The organism is Candidatus Bathyarchaeota archaeon (assembly GCA_026014685.1).
GTDB lineage: Archaea > Thermoproteota > Bathyarchaeia > Bathyarchaeales > Bathycorpusculaceae > Bathycorpusculum.
Genome location: JAOZHW010000008.1, coordinates 65,475 through 82,056 on the forward strand (window position 1 = coordinate 65,475; position 16,582 = coordinate 82,056).

A 16,582-nucleotide genomic window follows, 5' to 3' on the forward strand; every position below is an offset into this window, starting at 1 on the left:
CTAAATATTGAGAAACACGGTGGAGCAACTTTCAACAACCTGACTGTGCACTTTTTATCGGAAACCTACGCTATTATGGTTGAATGGACAACACTAGATGATAAGAATTAAAGTGCGACGATAGGTTTTTATGTTCCGCCTATGTCTCTATGGTGCACTAACGTATATTAAACCGTTAAAACAATGGATTGATGGACCAGTATGGTACGAAAAGCAAGAATACGCCTCACAAGCACCGATTACGCGAAACTAGAAGAGGTTTGCGGAGAACTACGAAGCATCGCTTCTAAGACAGGGGTCAAAATGAACGGTCCAGTCCCGTTGCCGACTAAACGCCTACGTGTTCCAGTCCTTAAAGGTCCATCAGGCGAAGGCACAGCAACATGGGACCGCTGGGAAATGCGCATCCACAAACGCCTCATCGACATCGACTCTGAAGAGCGTGTCATGCGTCGAATCATGCGTATCCGTGTACCCGAAGAAGTACACGTAACAATCGAACTTATCTAAGCAACTTTTTGCTTTTAATTTTGTTTTAGGCACCCCTTAAATTACGTCGCTAATCCATAAAGTATTCGTTGGAAAATTTTTTGGGGGAAGGCGTTGCATTTCGGTAGTGCGATGTGACTTTTTAGAAGAAGATTATCCAGCCTGTTATCGCTGTTAGAATAACTGCTGGGATAAACGCGGCCACCCACACTTTTTTGTTTAACATAAAGATTTTGTATCCATCCAAGATTCCGAAGGGCACCAAGTTAAAGATCGCCATAAACGAGTTTATGTAAGCTGAGAAAATCAGCATGGCCCACCAGTAACCATCTATGAAGGGCAATCCAAACGCTAAAGCCAGAAACACCGCTGCAAAAATCATGTTGGTTACGACTCCTGCAACAGAGATTTTTATCATGTCTTTAGCTGTCGGCGGGTTGCCTCCAATCATCATAGCGCCGGGGGCAATCATTTTGAATGGCATAAAAACTGAGACGAAGGTTAAGAGGGCTCCCCACGTGGTTAGGCGGAACTCTGCCCACATGCCTGCTTTCTGCGCCATAACTTTATGGGCGATTTCATGAACCAGAAAAGAAGCTGTCAGAACCAAAGCGAACGCCGACATCACTAACAGGTTCAAGCCGAAGCCGCCGAAACTGTAAAACGCCATGGAGTAACCTATGCCGATGACGAGCGCTGCAGCGATGGATAGGTGTTTGACTTCTTTTTTGCTCCAGCGTATGCGGTACTGGCGTTGCAGGGGTTGCTGTCCAAACACGTAGCTGTAATTGTAAGAGTTATAGGCTTGAGGCGTCATGACCCGTTCTTGGGTTTGTGCTCGGGCGGTGCTGATGCCTAGACACTTATGGTTCTCTGGCAAGCGGTGTGCACTGCAGAATTGTCCGCCGCAGAAGGGGCAGCGGAACGGCATCATGGTTTCTTGTCCGCATGTTTGGCATTTCATGATTGTTGGGCGCCTTTTCACTGTTAATGCATGTTGTATCTTATATTTTTACGCCAAAAAGTCGCCTAAAAATCGGGAAGAATCGGCTATCATAAATGCTTTAAAGTAGAACATCATATCAACAACGAATGGGTGTGTAAGGGAGTCTTTACCTGCTTGAAACCATTTAGCTTTGTCCATGCCTCTGACCTGCATTTAGGTTATGCGCAGTACGGCTTAGAGGCGCGTAGGCAAGACTTCGACAACGCCTTTAGCGAACTCGTAGACAAAACCATCGAGTTAAAACCTGACTTTATGATCATCGCAGGCGACCTCTTCCACCAAGCCCGCCCCAGCAACCACACCTTGGAGAACACTATTCGGAGTTTTAAGCGCCTAAAAGACGCAGGCATCCCCGTCCTAACCGTCGACGGCAGCCACGATTCAGCTCCGAACACCATAACCAGCACCATACTCTACCCGCTCGACAGCGCAGGACTAATCATTCACTTGCCAAGGCACAAGGGTGCGTGCTGGACTAAACTTGACTGTTGCTACGTGTACGGTATCCCCAACTACCACAACCGCCATAAAACGCAGGAGGCGCTCCCCCGATTCATGGAGGAAAACCCGCCCCAACCCCAAGCTGGCCTGGCCAACATCTTTGTTTTTCATGGCGCTGTGGATTTGCCTGACGTTACGCCTCCCTACATTGAGGCTGAAATCTCCCCCGATTTGTTACCCGATGGCTTCTGTTACTACGCCGCCGGCCACATCCACGACCGTCACATGGGCAAATTCAAAAGCGGCCTCTTAGTGTACAGTGGCTGCATCGAAACCGTGGGTTACGACGAAGCCAAAATCACCAAAGGCTTCTACCACGTTCAAGTAGACGAAAAAGGCCAAGTTACCCCTGAACTAATCGAATTAACCTCCCCCCGCAGGTTCATCATTTTGGAGTACGATTTCACGGGGATGGCGTCTTCGAAAATCACTGAGCAAGCCGCCCAGATGGTCAAGGAGGCTGATGAAGCAGACGCCATAATTATCCCCGTTCTCAAGGGGACGTTGCCCGCGGAAGCTAGCCGAACCGAGGTGGATGTGCCCAAAATCCGCTGCGCCGCCCAAAAAGCTTTGTTGGTGCACCCGATTGTGCAGCTTAAAGAAACTGCCGTCGCCGACGAAGTGGTGCGCTCGATTTTTGAGGGCGAATTCAAAGACCTAAAAACCAAAGCCTACGATTACTTCGTGCAGATTTTCGCTGACCGCTACGGCAAAGAAGACGCAGAAAAAATCGCCCACGGCGCCCTCAACCTCATCGACCCGCTGGCCCGTAAGCAGGACGAAAAAGTCAAGCAAACCATCGAGGAGTTGACCCAATGAAAATCGACGTCGTCCAGCTTGAAAACATCCGTAGCCACACCAAATCCACCGTGCCCTTCACTCGTGGCTTCAACTGTGTCGTGGGCGGGGTTGGATGCGGCAAATCGAGCGTGCTTTACGCCGTTGATTTTGCTTTGTTTGGGGATTCGGTGGGGCGTAGTTTTGAGTATTTGATGCGTGAAGATGCGGATTGGTGTCGGGTTACGGTGCAGTTTACTCAGAACGGCAAGACTTACAAGCTTACCCGCGGGTTAAAGCGTAAAGGCAAGGGCATTAGCCAAGATTTTGAGCAGCTTAAACTCTGGGAAGACGACCGCCTAATTGCCAGCATGAAAACGGAAGCCATAGCTGAACAATTTAAAGCCATAACCGGATTGGACAAGGAGTTGTACCGTGAAATCGTCTGGTTCCGTCAAGAGCACCTAAAGGAACTGTTGGATGCGGCTCCGCGGGATAGGCAGAGGCGGCTGGATGAGCTTTTCGGTTTATCCGACTACGAGATTGCATGGAGCAACATAGCCCAGTACCAACGTGACTACGAAACAGAGAAGCGCGTTTACGAAAAAGACCCTGATGTTAGCGGGTTGGAGAAGCTTAACGCGGAGTACAACCGTGCCAGCGAAGAATTCACTCTGTTAGAGATGGCATTGGAGGATTCAGTCCAGAAATTAGAGATAGCTAAACGTGGCTTGGAAGAAGCTGATTTGCGCCTCAAACGCTGCGAAGAGAAGAAACTCGCCGTTGAAGAGGTTAAACGTAAAGAAGCCCGCCTAAACGCCAACCTCGCGAACATGACCAAAACGTTGGCGTCGCTGGCTGAGCGGCTTGAAGGCAAAAAAACCATAATCGACAACCTCCAGCAACGCCAGAACTCGCTGGATAGCCAGATGAAGCTGTGCCTTGCTAAACTGGAGCAAGCGGGGCTGCCTACCAACCAGCCCTTTGAGCAACTAAGCGCTTACCTTGCAGGGTTTGACGATAAAATCGCTCAGCTTCGCGCCGAGCAGGAAGCCACTTCACGAAGCCTGCAGCAGGACCAAAAACGAGCCGCCACGCTCTCCGAAGCCACAGAGGACAGCAAATGCCCAGTTTGCAGTCAACCCCTAGTGGGCAGCTACAAGACGGATCTGCTGCAGAACATAAAACAGGAAAACGCCGAACGCGAAAGACTCATCAATCACCTGCGGCTTGAAGTGGCGACGCTGCAGAAAACCAAAACCCTCGCTTCCCAAGCCTACAGCGACTTGCAGACCTGCCTCACTCGCGGCGCTGACCTAAAGGCGCGTATCGCCGAAGAAGAGGGCAACTTGAAGAATCTATCCGCTGAACTCGAAGCGCAGCAGGGGCAGGAAACAGCGCTGAAAGCTGAGCTGGATGCGTGTGTGGCTGAAATCGCCAAATTCGACCTCTCCGAGTTGCAGGCGGCTAAAGACCGAAAAGACCAAGCACTCAAGCAGTACTACGCCGTCGAATCTGACCTGCGCACAAAGGAGAGCCGCAAAACTGACTTAGCCCGCCGCTTAGACGACACCAAAGAACGCATCAACCTCGCCCAAGAAAAGCTGGATCGGATAGAAAAAATCCGCCGAACCGTCGAACTCCTAAGCGCCATACGCGACGCCTACCGCAGCATCCAACCTAAACTCCGCAGCGAATTCGTCAAAGTCCTGCGAAACTTCGTGCAACAAATCCTTGACAGCCTCGTCGGCGGCGAAACCCCCATGCTAAACATAGTCATAGACGAAACCTACAGCCCCTACGTCAAAAGCGAATCAGGCGTAGCCCGAGAAGTCAGCAACCTCTCAGGCGGGGAACGCACGTTGTTGGCGTTTGCTTACCGTTTGGGTTTGGGGCAGTTGATTATGCAGTCTCGGACGGGGCATGGGTTGAGTATGTTGATGCTTGATGAACCCACAGAGAACTTGGGCAGCGAAGACGGCAGCATAGAACGCTTAGCCGAGGCGATAAGCCGCTTCAAGGCGATTGAGCAAATCATCGCGGTTACCCACAGTGAGGCGTTTGCCGCTAAGGGTGATCATGTGATTATTTTGGAGAAAGAGGCGGGCGTCAGCAAAATCTCAATAGAAAGATAAAAGGCTAAAAAGTAATTGTCGCTAAATAAATTCGGTATTCGCTATGGCAAATAAGAAGCTCTTAATTTTCAATGCGGTCATGGTTTTCTTTTTGTTTCTTTCTAGTCAATTTGTGCTGCTTTTGTTGAATGGAAAAATAGTGCAGGGCATTGGGCTATTTATTGACTCAGGGTTTCCAGTGACTCCGGGGTATCCGCCTCCTCCAACAGTGGCTGAACCCTTACCCAACTATCCATTGCTGATTTTTTTGGTGATGCTAATAGTGAATTTATCGTATTTCTTTTACACTAAACCTTGGAATAAAGCGCCATAAAACGGAAAAAAGGTAAAGCTATGGGGGGATGACTCCCATGCGGCTGCATTCTTCTTTGAGGCTATCTCGGACTTGCTTGAGTGTTTGGCGTTTCTGCATGTATTCGTCGCCGTCGATTTTTTCTGTTCGGAAATCGCTGTCTAACTGGCGCATCTGGTCGTTTATTTCGATTATGCGCGCTTTGATTTGGTCTACATATGAGTGGGCTTTTTCTTGCTCGATGACCTCGGAGGGAGCCAAAGCGGTTTTGATTACGCCGTCTTCGATGCGCAAGATACGGCTGGAGACGCGGGCGACGCTTGGGTCGTGGGTAACCATGATGATGGTTTTTCCGAGTTCTCGGTTGATTTTGACGAGGTGTTCTGCGATGATGCGTGCGTTTGCTGTGTCGAGTTCGCCTGTGGGTTCGTCAGCTAAGATGACGGGGGCGTCGTTGGCTAAGGCTGAGGCTATGGCGATTCTTTGCTGTTCGCCGCCGCTGAGTTCTTCGGGTTTGTGGTGGGCGCGGGCTTCTAAGCCTACGATTTTGAGGAGTTCTTGGACGCGTTCTTTGCGTTTGCTGCGTTTGACGCCTGATGCTACCATGGAGAACTCGATGTTTTCCTGCGCTGTGAGGGTGGGGATTAGGTTGAGGTTTTGGAATATGTGGCCGACCATTTTTCTGCGGTAGTCTACGAGTTGCCGTACGGAAAGGGAGGTTACGTTTTTTTCTCCGACGGTTACGGTGCCTGCGGTGGCTTTGTCTAGGCCGCCTATGATGTTTAGCAGGGTGGATTTGCCGCTGCCGCTGGGGCCGATGATGGAGACGAGTTCGCCTGAGGATATGTCAAGGTTTAATCCTCTGAGGGCTTGTACTTCGATTTTTCCTGTGTGGTGGATTTTTACTAAGTCTCTTACTTTTACGTTTAGTCCGCTCATCTTGCTCTTACCATCTTTTCTAGTTTAGTTACATATTGGCTGGTCATGACTATGATTGCCCCGATTGTGGAGGCGTATATGAGTGCAACGTAGGTGCCTATGGTGGCTAGGGCGTTTGCGGGGAAGATTATGCGTTGCATGACGAGGCTGTAGCTGCTGATGGCGGAGTTGGCTGTGGCTACGTTGCCATACACTATGATGACGCCTACTATGATGCCTAAGATGACGGCGAAGGTGATTATCGCCATGCTTTCCGTTACAAACATCCACACCAACTGTCGGAAGGATAATCCTCTAACGCTCATCAGGGTGGCTTCTCTGCTGCGTTCTTTGAGGCTGACTATGGCGATGAGGGCTGTTCCAACCGAAGCCGAGAGCACCGCAAAGATGAGGCCGAAGCTTTGCACGTCGAGCACTTGGATGCTGCTGTAGGTGTATATGTCTTCCATGCCTGTGGCGCGTCGCCATTGTTCGTCAAAGGAGTCTACGCCGTAAACTTCCAAGTTGAGGCTACGGATTTGGTTTGCCACTTCGGTTCCGTTGACGCCGGGGTTGAGGCTGATTAAGATTTTTGTGCTCCAACTTTCAAGAGTGTAGATGTCGCTGCCCTCTGTCATGTTGAAGAGGTCTCTTGGCACATAGGAGTAGAACTGCGAGTAGAAGGTTGGCGCGATTGAAGACCTTGCGTCTATGTAAACTTGGCCTTGGTTGCTGGTTTGAGGTTCAGGACCAAAGAACCCGACTATTCTGAGTTGCCGTGCGCATGAAGCGAAGTCCACTGTTATGGTGTCGTAGAGTTTGTAGCCGTACTGTTTGGCGATGCTTCGGTCAAGGATGATGGTGTTGTTGCTTTTTCTGAGGTCGATTAGCATCTGCTCCAAGGTGGGACCGCCACTGTACCAGCCTTCCTCGTAATAGGCGGAGACGCCCCATGCAGCGGGCTGTATGGTTTTTATCGTCATTGTGCCGTATTTTTCGCTTAACGTGGCTGTAAGTTGGCTTTCTATGCTTGCGTTTTTGATGCCTGGAACGGTTTGGGTGATGTTTTTGAGGATTTCTTGCCCTCTTGAGCCGTTAACGACGCTGACAGTGACGTCTGCTCCTACGTTGTTGCGGACGGTTCTGTATATGTAGTCTTCTTGGCTGGCTATCTGCCCCGTAACCTGCACGCTGAGCCCGATGATTAAGGCGATTAAGAACGCTATGGCTGCTAAGCGGGCGGGGTTTCTTCTAACGTTTTTTGCGGCTAAAGCGCCCAAGTCACCCATGACTGAGGAAATCTTGGATGCTGCTGCTTGGAATTTGGTTGAGTCCCGAATGACGAGTTTGGTGAATCCCCAGAAGAACAGTATGGGACCGATGAAAGTCATCGCTGCGTCAAACAGCACTAACGGCGAGGCGAGGTAAGTTAATAGTATGTTTCCGCTTGAGTAACTCCACTGATAAATCAACTGCTCCATGTTTAGGCCCAAGAGGTACACTGCGATTTTGTAGCTGCCCAAAATCAACGCGACTATGGGGATGATTCTGCGGCGTGGTCGCTCGTCGGTGGGCATGTAATCTCTAAGTGCTTCAACCGCAGGTATCCTTGAGGCTTTGCGTGAAGACCAAAACACCGCCGCAAAGGCCAAGATGACGCCGAATACGACGGTGACCACCATGATTATGGGGCTAAACATCTGAGAACTGAAAAGAGTGTTCAAGTTTACGGTTCCAGCATAGTACTGGTTTAGGATTAAGCCGCCGACTACACCCAATACGCCTCCCACTGCACCGATGACTATGGCTTCAGTGAGAAACATGCGCTGAATTTGCCCACTTGAAAGCCCCTTCGTGGAGAGCAATCCGATTTCTCTTCTGCGGATGTTGAAGGATACGTCGGAGACTGTGGCGCCAAGGTACCAAGCGACGAAGAAAATCGGTGCACAAACCATAAAGAAGTTAATTACCATGTTGCTGAAGCTGTACTGGAAATTCCACAGCGCATTGCTGAGCATGTTGTTTACCCAGCTGTAGGACATGTATTTGCCGAGTATTTGGTTTTGGATTTTGTCTGAAATCTGGTTTATTTTGGTGACTGAGGCTTGGATGTTCCAGGGGCTGATGAGACCTTCGCGGTCTACGTCGATGGAAAACGTTATTTCCACGGTGCTGCTGGGGTCTTGGGTGGAGTTCCACAGCTTCATCAAGGTGCTGTCCCAGCCGACAATCATCAAATCCGCGCGGTAACCGCTGTATGAACTTAAACTGGTTGCGTATCCGTAAGTGATGTAGTTGGTGCCTGAAACGTAGGCGTAGCCGTTGTCAGTTAACTCTGCAAACCCTGCCACCGTAAGATTGAGGTAAATGGTGGTTTGGTTGTAGTATTTCGGCTGCGGGAAAGTAATCATTGTTGTGATGTTGTCGCCAACGGAAACTCTTTGCGCCAACTCGGAGCCAGCCACGAGATACGTGTAGTTTTCAGGTATGCCGCCTAAGGGTCGATTGAGCCATTCAGGATAAATCTTCGAGTCGTCAGGGAAAGCCGCCATCTGAGAATAAATTATTTTAGTGTAATTATCAGCTGGAACCCCCACAGGCGTATAGAACCTTGCAACCATATCGACCCTTTTTACGCCCTCCATTGCCTTAATGTCCCTTAGAGCCAAAGGCAGATTTGTCCTGTTGAGGCTTACCCGTGATTCCATGTCGGTTAAGACGGAGCTGACCTGCTTGTCCAGCGATTGTTCCGCGGCTAAATCAGTTTTTATCCAGATGCCTGTGAAGAAGGTTGCTGCCAAAGTTACGCCGATGAGGAGCGCCGCGAAGAGTTTCCAGTTCCTATAGACGTGTTTGATTGAGTACATTAACGGCATAGCCATCAAGCTTTCTATTTGAAGTCATTTACCTTTTAAATCTACACATTAGAACACCTGTTCCGCCACGCCATTCAGTTATTGAAGTGCCAGAAAGAATTAAATCAACAACCCTAACTCTACTAATTCATGAAACCGTTTCTGGGCTACCTCAAAGAGGAAAACATGAGCCTCTTCACCGACTACTACGAACTCACCATGTGCGCCGCCTACTTCGACAACCAAAACTTCGAAACCGCAACGTTTGACCTCTTCATCCGCCGCTTGCCTGAGAACCGCAGCTACTTCCTCTTCGCAGGATTAGAAGAAGCCCTCAGCTACCTCCAAAGCATCAAATTCACCGAGGAACACCTCGCTTACCTTAGAAAGCAAGGTTTCAAAGAGGACTTTCTGGCTTATCTTAAAAACTTCAAGTTCACAGGCGAAGTGTGGGCCGTCCCCGAAGGCACAATTGTTTTCCCCAACGAACCGCTTATCCGCGTAACCGCCCCCATCATCGAAGCGCAACTCGTCGAAACCTTCCTACTCAACAGCATCAACCTGCAGACTATGATTGCCTCCAAAGCCAGCCGCGTCGTCCACGCCGCCAAAGGCAAAGCCGTCATAGAATTCGGGTTACGCCGCGAACCAGGCATAGACGCAGGCATGAAGGTGGCCCGCTCCAGCTACATCGCAGGCTGCCAAGGCACAAGCAACGTCCTAGCAGGCTTAACCTACGGCATCCCCGTGTTCGGCACCATGGCTCACAGCTTCATCATGTCTTACCCCAAAGAAATCGACGCCTTCCGCGCCTTCGCCAAAACCTTCCCCGACAAATCCACGCTGCTAATCGACACCTACGACGACATAGCGGGCGCCGAAAAAGCCGCCGTAGTCGCCAAGGAACTGGAAGCCAAAGGTGTCCGCCTAGGCGGAGTCAGGTTGGACAGCGGCGATTTGGTGCAGACAAGCAAAAAAGTCCGCTCAATCCTCGACGCCAAGGGTTTGCATTACGTGAAAATTTTTGCCAGCGGCGACTTGGATGAGTACAGAATCGCCGAGTTGCTCTCTGCGGATGCGCCGATTGACGCGTTTGGTGTGGGCACAAAGATGGGAACCAGCGCTGACCGACCCTACCTTGACGGCATCTACAAACTCTGCGAAACCCAAACCCCCCGCGGGGAATTTTCGCCCATCATGAAGCTTAGCAAAGACAAAAACACCCTGCCCGGAAGAAAACAGGTCTACCGAATCCGAGGTGGCGATGGCTTCTTCCAGAAGGATGTGCTTGCACTTGCTGATGAGCCGCCTGTGGGTGAACCTTTGCTACTTAAAGTCATGGAGAAAGGCGAGTTAACCTACAAGTTGCCGACGCTAAAAGAAATCCGCGACTCAGCCGCAGCCAACCTTGCTCAGTTGCCCAGCCAGTACAAGGTGTTAACCCACGCGCCTGCGTATCCTGTTGAGGTAAGCCAAAAACTCCAGCAGTTAACGGAGTGCCTAAAAATACAGATAACCGAAAACGAAATCAACCATTCCGTTTAGGTTTCGGCGCGGTTTCTCTTTTTGTATTCGCCGCAGTAGCTGCTTCCACCCGCACAGCATTGAGGCGACACTTTGCTGCATTCTTTTACGTATTCACATTTGTAGAAGAACCCTTCAAACCGTTTCTGCACACTGCTAAACATTCCCTCTACCCCTTTGTTCTCTCTTACCGAGGTTTGCTGCAGTCTTCCTATATTAACGGGTAGGGTTTTTTGCTCCTAATTTGGCAAATCCTTAATAGGCTTCCTCGAAAACCTTTAATGCTAAACCAAAAAGGGGAGACCACCATATGCAAAATCGCCCAGCCATCGTTGCTGTTGGCAGAACCAAGTTCGGTGAGCACTACGGGAAAGAACCCGAAAAACTCATCGAGGAAGCTTGGCTTGCTGCTTCAAAGGAATGTAGCATAGAACGCAAAGACCTACAAGCCTGCTACATGTCCGACTGCTTCTTACCTATAACCAACAAGTTAGGCCTCGAAGAAGGCTTCCTATCCGAATTAACCGAACTCCACGTACCCATGGAAGTCACCCGCTCATTCAGCGCCGCACTAAACACCGCTTGCCACGCGATTCAGGCAGGCGTCTACGATACCGTGCTAGTGGGCGGCATAGAGAAGATGACTGACCGCTGGGACAAAATCCGCGATGACCTTATGCTCCTCGACGACCCCTGGAGCTACTATGCAGGCGGAACCCCAGAATCCAACCATGAACTCATGATGCGGGCCTACATCAAAAAACACGGCATAAAAGGGCAAGACCAAGAGAAACTTGAAGTTGCCCTCGCTCAGGTCGCAGTTAAAAACCACGCGAACGGCGCAAAAAACCGGTACGCCCAGTTCCAACGCAAAATCACCATCGACCAAGTCTTAAACGCCCGCAAAGCAGCACATAAACCGCTTGGGCTCTACGATTTCGCGCCAGTCTCAGACGGCGCCACCGCGGTGGTTCTCACAAGCGAAACCGTCGCCAACAAAATGACTAATCGACCCGTCTTCGTTTTAGGGGTTGGTGCAGCGACTGATTACCTCAACTACACAGCCAGAGAAGACCTGTCAAGGTTTTTGGCAGCAGAACTCGCCATGCAAAAGGCAACCCAAACCGCCAAGGTGGCTGCTTCGGATTTGCAGTTAATCGAGCTCAACGACCAGTCCACCATGATGGAGTTGGTGTCGCTTGAAGACCTCGGCTTCTGTCCAGCTGGAACAGCTTGGAAAAGCATCTACGAAAGCTCCCAGACGGGGCAGCTTAGCTACGAATTGGGCGGCAAACCCGTCTACGTTAATACTGACGGCGGCTTAAAAGCAGACGGCAACCCTTTAGGCGCAACCGGCGGTGCACAAATTTATGAGGTTTATCGTCAACTTCGAGGCGAAGCCGTTGAACGCCAAATCAGCCTACCTAACGGTCTCCGACACGGCGCGACAGTGGAGTTCGAGGGGTTTGGAACTAAAGCTTACGTAACCATTTTAGGAGAGAAAACTCAATGAGCAGTGAACCGATAGAGCGTCGCGTCAGCTATTTAGGCGACCGATTGAAGGCATGTAAGTGTCAGTGCTGCGGAAAAGAGTACTTTGAAGTCCGCGACTACTGCAGTGTTTGCGGTAGAAAAAGCTACGGCAAAATGGACTCCATCGACCTCTTCTACGACAAAGGCACCCTCGAGTTATGCACCTACATAAACGAACCCACAAACAAATTCACTAAACTATCCGCTTTTGTTTACGGTATCGTTTCTTTCCACGGCGGCAAAATCCGTGTTCCCGCCCGTTTAACTGACCAGTTAGTCTGCGGCGGCGCAAACATAGACCTTGCCAGTTTGGAAGGCCGCGAAGTCATTCCTCGATTCCGCAGACGCTACTCAGTAGGCAAAAGCGAAGTCATACCCACGATTTCTTTAGCTTTCACCTTAGCCGACGAATACTACCCCCACCAAGAATACAAGGTAGTTCAACCCACCAAAGACTACGAGTTACCAGGAGTCGTGGGTTACGGTGTTTATTCTTCGCGGTTCCGCATAAAAGAAGACGGCTACGAACGCGCCGTGCCTTTTATGGATGAAGACTCCGTGACGGCCGCGGTGGAAGCGGGGAAACTGTCACTCATCCATTCAGGTTTAGACAGCACGTGGGTCGGCAAAGTCTACGCTGGCTCCGAATCCAACCCCTACGCAGTTAAACCCATCGCCGCCAAAGTCGCGCAGGTTCTTAAACTGGGTACAGAAGACGGCGACGTACAAGGCGTCGATGCAGTGGACACTGAATTTGCCTGCAAAGCCGCTTCAAGCATGTTCAAAGACGCCTGCGCGTTGGTCAGCTACCCCAAGTCAGGCATCAACTACGCCATGGTTATCGGCGCTGACAACTCTCAAGCTGCACCTCGCGGTTGCCCCGGCGGCGAATTAGATGCGTTTGTGGGTTACGGCGGCGCTGCATTCATCTTCGGCAAACGTGACGTTATCGCTGAAGTGGAAGGCTGGTACAGTTGCACCTCTGACACCCCTGACTTTTGGCGCAGAGACGGCGAACCATACCCCATGCACGGCGGCAGATTCACAGGCGACCCCGCATACCACAAGCACGTCAAAAGTGCAGCCTCAAAACTCATGGATCGCTGCAACTTCAAAGCTTCTGACATAAACTACTTTGTGCCTCACCAGCCGAACCCGTCTTTCCCCGTCAGGGTGGCGAAGGAGTTGGGCTTCAAAGAGGAACAGTTCATGCCTTCAATTCAGATGACAAAGTTCGGCAATACCTACTCTGGTGCCTCATTGGTCGGGTTAGCTGCGGTTTTAGATGTCGCCAAACCCGAGGAGCGTATCTTGGTTACCAGCTACGGTTCAGGTGCAGGCAGCGACGCATACATACTGCGCACTACAAGTCAACTGCTCGACAAACGGTCACGCCAAAAAATCAACGTCAAATTCCTCGCTGAAAACCCGTTTGTTGAATACGTGGATTACACGACGTATAGAAGACTAAAACTGGGCATGTAAAAGAGCCCTACTTTTTCTTTTTCCTTCTATACACATACACGCAAACAATGATAGCCGCTATTGTAATTGCGCAAATGATCACGACAAGTATGGAGGCGAACTCTGAGGGTGGCGTTATTGTAAAAGTGATTGTTTCTGAGGAGGCTGTGTTGCCGTATTTGTCTTTAGCGTAGACTGTAATGTTATGTGGACCTGTAGAGAGGTTGGTGAGGGTTAGGTTTCCAGTGATTGTTGCGTTGTCTTGTCCGTCTAAACTGTAGCCCAACCATGAAACTTGCTTGTTTAAAGTGAAGTTTAAGGTGACATTGGCGATTGGGAAAGTTGTGTTCAGTGGGTTAATCAAGCTCACTGAGGGCATCACCAGCCAATCAGGCACCAATTCCTCTATGGCGGAAAGGTTGTAGGGTGACATAAGCGGGTACTGGTCGAGGTGAGTGGAGTCCAAATAGAATGGCGAATCGCCAATGCCGTCATTGTTGCTGTCTAAGCCTTGATAAGTGCTCCAGTAGTTGCCTTCTTTGCCGTTGTCTAAATAGTCGGTATCGTTTGACATAGCGAATGTCCACATTTGGTAGTATCGATTATCTACGAAGTTGTTGTGTGTCAAGAAGCTGAGATTACCATTGGGGTTTAGGATAGAGTTACGTGCGTTTATAGTCCACTCATTATATGCAACATAGTTAGCATACATGTAACTATCTGGACTTGGAGCGATACCTATTCGGCAATAAGTTATGTTATTCAACAAGGCTCTATTGCCAAAGCCGACTAAAACTAAACCTGAACCATAATGATCTAGCACATTTCTACATATGATATTGTTGTTGCCATTGACTTTGAATTCTCCGCTTTCCTTGAAGAGATTTTTGTAATAGAAACAATCATCTGAAACCGAAGAAAAGGAACCTGTGACGTTGTTAAAGGAAATAACATCATAAGTGCCAGCGAAATTGACATCGCCGCAATTTATTTCATTTAAGGTAAAGTTGCAGTGGCTCCCTGCAATATTATAATCGTACAAACGTTTGACAGTGGGGCTTTCTGAAAATGTATTGCCTGTTATGTCGTTATGATTTCCAATAATAGTCAATGAGGCAGCTATTGAGTTGTCTTTTATTCGGTTATTATTTCCAGTTATGTTAATGTCTCCGCCTGTTGTAGTGATTTTGAAGCCAGATAATTCAAAGTTGTCAGTGTGCACAAACATCGCTCTACTGTACCAAACGGGAATGGGGAAGAGGTCTGGAAGATACCAATACAACGGTTCACCCACATTTCGTTTAGATTGTAGATTCAGTGTTGTCGATTGGGAACCCTCCCCTACTAATCTAATAGATTTGGTTATGGTTAGTTGATATTCAGTGTAGGTTCCTCTTTTAACGTAGACTGTGTCTCCATCTGTGGCGTTTGCAATTGCACTGGATATAGAAGGGTAACTGTCTGGGACAACAAGGGTTCTAGCCCCCGTTGCCTTAACAGGTAAGAATGTAATTATTGATGATGTGATAAGAAGCAGAAGGATTATTGAAAATGCGCGTTTAGTCACTATTGTGCGCTCCTTCTTCTTAAAAAAAAGTAAAGTAAAACAACGCTGACTAAAACTACTACAGGTAGAGAGAATAAGGCACCGACCGAAAATTCCAGTGGTTGCTCGATTGTGAAGTTTGTTGTTTCGGAAGCGGCCAGGTTGCCAAAGTTATCTATAGCATAAATCGTTATGTTATGCTGACCAGAAGGTAACCCCCAGAGGGTGGTATTTCCATAAATGACAGTGACTTGTCCGTCTAAAATGTAACCATACTCCAAGACTTGCTTATCGACTAAAAAGGTTATTGTTAGGTTTCCAATAGGATATGTTGTGTTTTGTGGGCTAATCAGGTTCACCGAAGGGGGAGATAACCAGTCAGGGGTTGGTCTGGACACGGTTGATGTGTTAAAGGGCGACATAAGGGGGTAATGGTCTATGTGAGCGGAATCTAAAATGTAAGGTTCGTCGCCTATGCCGTCGCTATTTGCGTCAGTTCCGCTGTAGTCACTCCAATAGTTTCCTTCTTTGCCATCGTCAAAGACGCATTGCTCAGAAGATGTAACTGGGTGTTTTAGGTTATAATTGTGGTTATCCTCAAAGTTGTTATGCGCTAAAACGCTTTTGTTTCCTTCTCCAGTGGTCATCGTTTCAAAGTTGCTAAGAATCCATGCGTTTCCAGAAAAATAATTCGCATAATACTTGTTGCCTGTTCCGGGTGAAACAGCCATTCCGCAGCGGGTTATCTGATTTAGGAGAAACGTGTTGTTGGAGCCACTTACTCTTAGTCCAATAGCGTAACGGTCGACAGTATTATCGGATACTATATTGTTGTTGCCGCTGACAGTGAAGAAATCGCTGGAGTCATGAAAGTGGTTGTTTTCTATTAGGGAGTTATTAGCTGAAATACCTACGTTGCCTCTAACGTTGTTTGAAGAGACAAGACAGTGTTCACCGTCCACATACAGTGCCCCTGCGACCTGATTAGAAGAAACGTTGCAGAACGACCCGGTTACAGATACTCCGTTTAGTGATACTTGTGGATAAAAACTGTTATTACAAACTTGATTGTGAGAACCCGTAACTGAAATGTGTGCAGTAATTGAGTTATCAGTCAGTTTTGTTTCGTTGCCGTTTATTGATATAATTCCACCTGTGGTAGCGATTGTGAAACCTGAAAGCCTGAAGCCGCTGCAGTTAACAACCAACGCGGGGTCATACCAAACGTAATGGAAGATTAGGCTCATTACGTCTTCGTGGCTGGGTGAATCTAAGTTGATTATCGTTGAATCAGCGTTTTCTCCGATTATCGAAATTGACTTGTTAATCGACAAAGAAAACTCGTTGTAAGTGCCGCTTTTTACGTAGATGGTGTCTCCGATAGCGGCATGGAAAATAGCCTCCGCGATTGAACCGTAATCGTCTGGCACAAACAAGGTTTCTGGGGAGGTTGCATTGACGGAAAACAGCGTGTTGCATGAGCTGAGCAAGAGAAGGATAAGCAGGGCGGTGGAGGCGTTTTTTGGCATGAGTTTTGATGGT

The 16,582-nt window shown here is 48.9% G+C and carries 13 protein-coding genes; 7 read left to right on the plus strand and 6 right to left on the minus strand.

Annotated features, from left to right (window positions below; genetic code table 11):
* Window positions 1–201 precede the first annotated feature (201 nt).
* Window positions 202–510: a 30S ribosomal protein S10 gene (rpsJ, locus tag NWE96_07600; protein MCW3983846.1), complete on the plus strand. Its 309-nt coding sequence runs from the start codon at window positions 202–204 to the stop codon at window positions 508–510.
* A 121-nt stretch (window positions 511–631) separates the two neighbouring features.
* Here rpsJ and NWE96_07605 read toward each other — a convergent pair whose 3' ends face one another.
* Entirely contained in the window at window positions 632–1,453 is an 822-nt protein-coding gene (locus NWE96_07605) for a hypothetical protein (protein ID MCW3983847.1), read from the minus strand.
* A 156-nt stretch (window positions 1,454–1,609) separates the two neighbouring features.
* Here NWE96_07605 and NWE96_07610 point away from each other — a divergent pair, with 156 nt between their 5' ends.
* The 3 genes from NWE96_07610 to NWE96_07620 all read left to right on the plus strand — a co-directional run bounded on the left by NWE96_07610 (window position 1,610) and on the right by NWE96_07620 (window position 5,221).
* Window positions 1,610–2,815: a DNA repair exonuclease gene (locus NWE96_07610; GenBank protein MCW3983848.1), complete on the plus strand. Its 1,206-nt coding sequence runs from the start codon at window positions 1,610–1,612 to the stop codon at window positions 2,813–2,815.
* Complete coding sequence (locus NWE96_07615; protein MCW3983849.1) at window positions 2,812–4,908, plus strand: SMC family ATPase; 2,097 nt, start codon at window positions 2,812–2,814, stop codon at window positions 4,906–4,908. The genes NWE96_07610 and NWE96_07615 overlap by 4 nt, the downstream gene beginning before the upstream one ends.
* Window positions 4,909–5,032: 124 nt before the next feature.
* The gene (locus NWE96_07620; protein ID MCW3983850.1) at window positions 5,033–5,221 is read left to right on the plus strand and encodes a hypothetical protein; all 189 of its coding nucleotides are present in this window, start codon (window positions 5,033–5,035) and stop codon (window positions 5,219–5,221) included.
* An 18-nt stretch (window positions 5,222–5,239) separates the two neighbouring features.
* On the opposite strand, the gene NWE96_07625 is transcribed toward NWE96_07620, so the two are convergent.
* Both NWE96_07625 and NWE96_07630 read right to left on the minus strand, forming a co-directional pair.
* A complete protein-coding gene (locus tag NWE96_07625; GenBank protein ID MCW3983851.1) occupies window positions 5,240–6,139 on the minus strand; it encodes an ABC transporter ATP-binding protein in 900 nt (299 codons plus the stop codon).
* Window positions 6,136–8,994, minus strand: coding sequence for an ABC transporter permease (locus NWE96_07630; protein ID MCW3983852.1), 2,859 nt, complete (start codon window positions 8,992–8,994; stop codon window positions 6,136–6,138). The genes NWE96_07625 and NWE96_07630 overlap by 4 nt, the downstream gene beginning before the upstream one ends.
* A gap of 129 nt (window positions 8,995–9,123) precedes the next feature.
* Between NWE96_07630 and NWE96_07635 the strand changes: the two genes are divergently transcribed.
* Entirely contained in the window at window positions 9,124–10,518 is a 1,395-nt protein-coding gene (locus NWE96_07635; protein ID MCW3983853.1) for a nicotinate phosphoribosyltransferase, read from the plus strand.
* On the opposite strand, the gene NWE96_07640 is transcribed toward NWE96_07635, so the two are convergent.
* Window positions 10,515–10,661 carry a hypothetical protein gene (locus NWE96_07640; GenBank protein ID MCW3983854.1) on the minus strand — a complete coding sequence of 49 codons (147 nt, stop codon included), beginning with the start codon at window positions 10,659–10,661 and terminating at the stop codon, window positions 10,515–10,517. The genes NWE96_07635 and NWE96_07640 overlap by 4 nt on opposite strands.
* Window positions 10,662–10,807: 146 nt before the next feature.
* Here NWE96_07640 and NWE96_07645 point away from each other — a divergent pair, with 146 nt between their 5' ends.
* Together NWE96_07645 and NWE96_07650 are read left to right on the plus strand one after the other, a co-directional pair.
* Window positions 10,808–12,010: a hypothetical protein gene (locus tag NWE96_07645; protein ID MCW3983855.1), complete on the plus strand. Its 1,203-nt coding sequence runs from the start codon at window positions 10,808–10,810 to the stop codon at window positions 12,008–12,010.
* On the plus strand, window positions 12,007–13,515 hold the full coding sequence (locus tag NWE96_07650; GenBank protein ID MCW3983856.1) for a hydroxymethylglutaryl-CoA synthase: 1,509 nt from the start codon (window positions 12,007–12,009) through the stop codon (window positions 13,513–13,515). Before NWE96_07645 ends, NWE96_07650 begins: the two co-directional genes overlap by 4 nt.
* Window positions 13,516–13,522: 7 nt before the next feature.
* Here NWE96_07650 and NWE96_07655 read toward each other — a convergent pair whose 3' ends face one another.
* Window positions 13,523–15,061, minus strand: coding sequence for a hypothetical protein (locus NWE96_07655; protein MCW3983857.1), 1,539 nt, complete (start codon window positions 15,059–15,061; stop codon window positions 13,523–13,525).
* On the minus strand, window positions 15,061–16,569 hold the full coding sequence (locus NWE96_07660; protein MCW3983858.1) for a hypothetical protein: 1,509 nt from the start codon (window positions 16,567–16,569) through the stop codon (window positions 15,061–15,063). Before NWE96_07660 ends, NWE96_07655 begins: the two co-directional genes overlap by 1 nt.
* Window positions 16,570–16,582 lie beyond the last annotated feature (13 nt).

What these genes read in the sequence shown, in the direction of transcription:
- NWE96_07605 (MCW3983847.1), bottom strand. Translation starts at nt 1,453, where the DNA reads ATGAAATGCCAAACATGCGGACAAGAAACCATGATGCCGTTCCGCTGC.
- NWE96_07640 (MCW3983854.1), bottom strand. Translation starts at nt 10,661, where the DNA reads ATGTTTAGCAGTGTGCAGAAACGGTTTGAAGGGTTCTTCTACAAATGT.
- NWE96_07635 (MCW3983853.1), top strand. Translation starts at nt 9,124, where the DNA reads ATGAAACCGTTTCTGGGCTACCTCAAAGAGGAAAACATGAGCCTCTTC.
- NWE96_07625 (MCW3983851.1), bottom strand. Translation starts at nt 6,139, where the DNA reads ATGAGCGGACTAAACGTAAAAGTAAGAGACTTAGTAAAAATCCACCAC.
- NWE96_07645 (MCW3983855.1), top strand. Translation starts at nt 10,808, where the DNA reads ATGCAAAATCGCCCAGCCATCGTTGCTGTTGGCAGAACCAAGTTCGGT.
- NWE96_07630 (MCW3983852.1), bottom strand. Translation starts at nt 8,994, where the DNA reads ATGCCGTTAATGTACTCAATCAAACACGTCTATAGGAACTGGAAACTC.
- NWE96_07615 (MCW3983849.1), top strand. Translation starts at nt 2,812, where the DNA reads ATGAAAATCGACGTCGTCCAGCTTGAAAACATCCGTAGCCACACCAAA.
- NWE96_07650 (MCW3983856.1), top strand. Translation starts at nt 12,007, where the DNA reads ATGAGCAGTGAACCGATAGAGCGTCGCGTCAGCTATTTAGGCGACCGA.
- rpsJ (MCW3983846.1), top strand. Translation starts at nt 202, where the DNA reads ATGGTACGAAAAGCAAGAATACGCCTCACAAGCACCGATTACGCGAAA.
- NWE96_07660 (MCW3983858.1), bottom strand. Translation starts at nt 16,569, where the DNA reads ATGCCAAAAAACGCCTCCACCGCCCTGCTTATCCTTCTCTTGCTCAGC.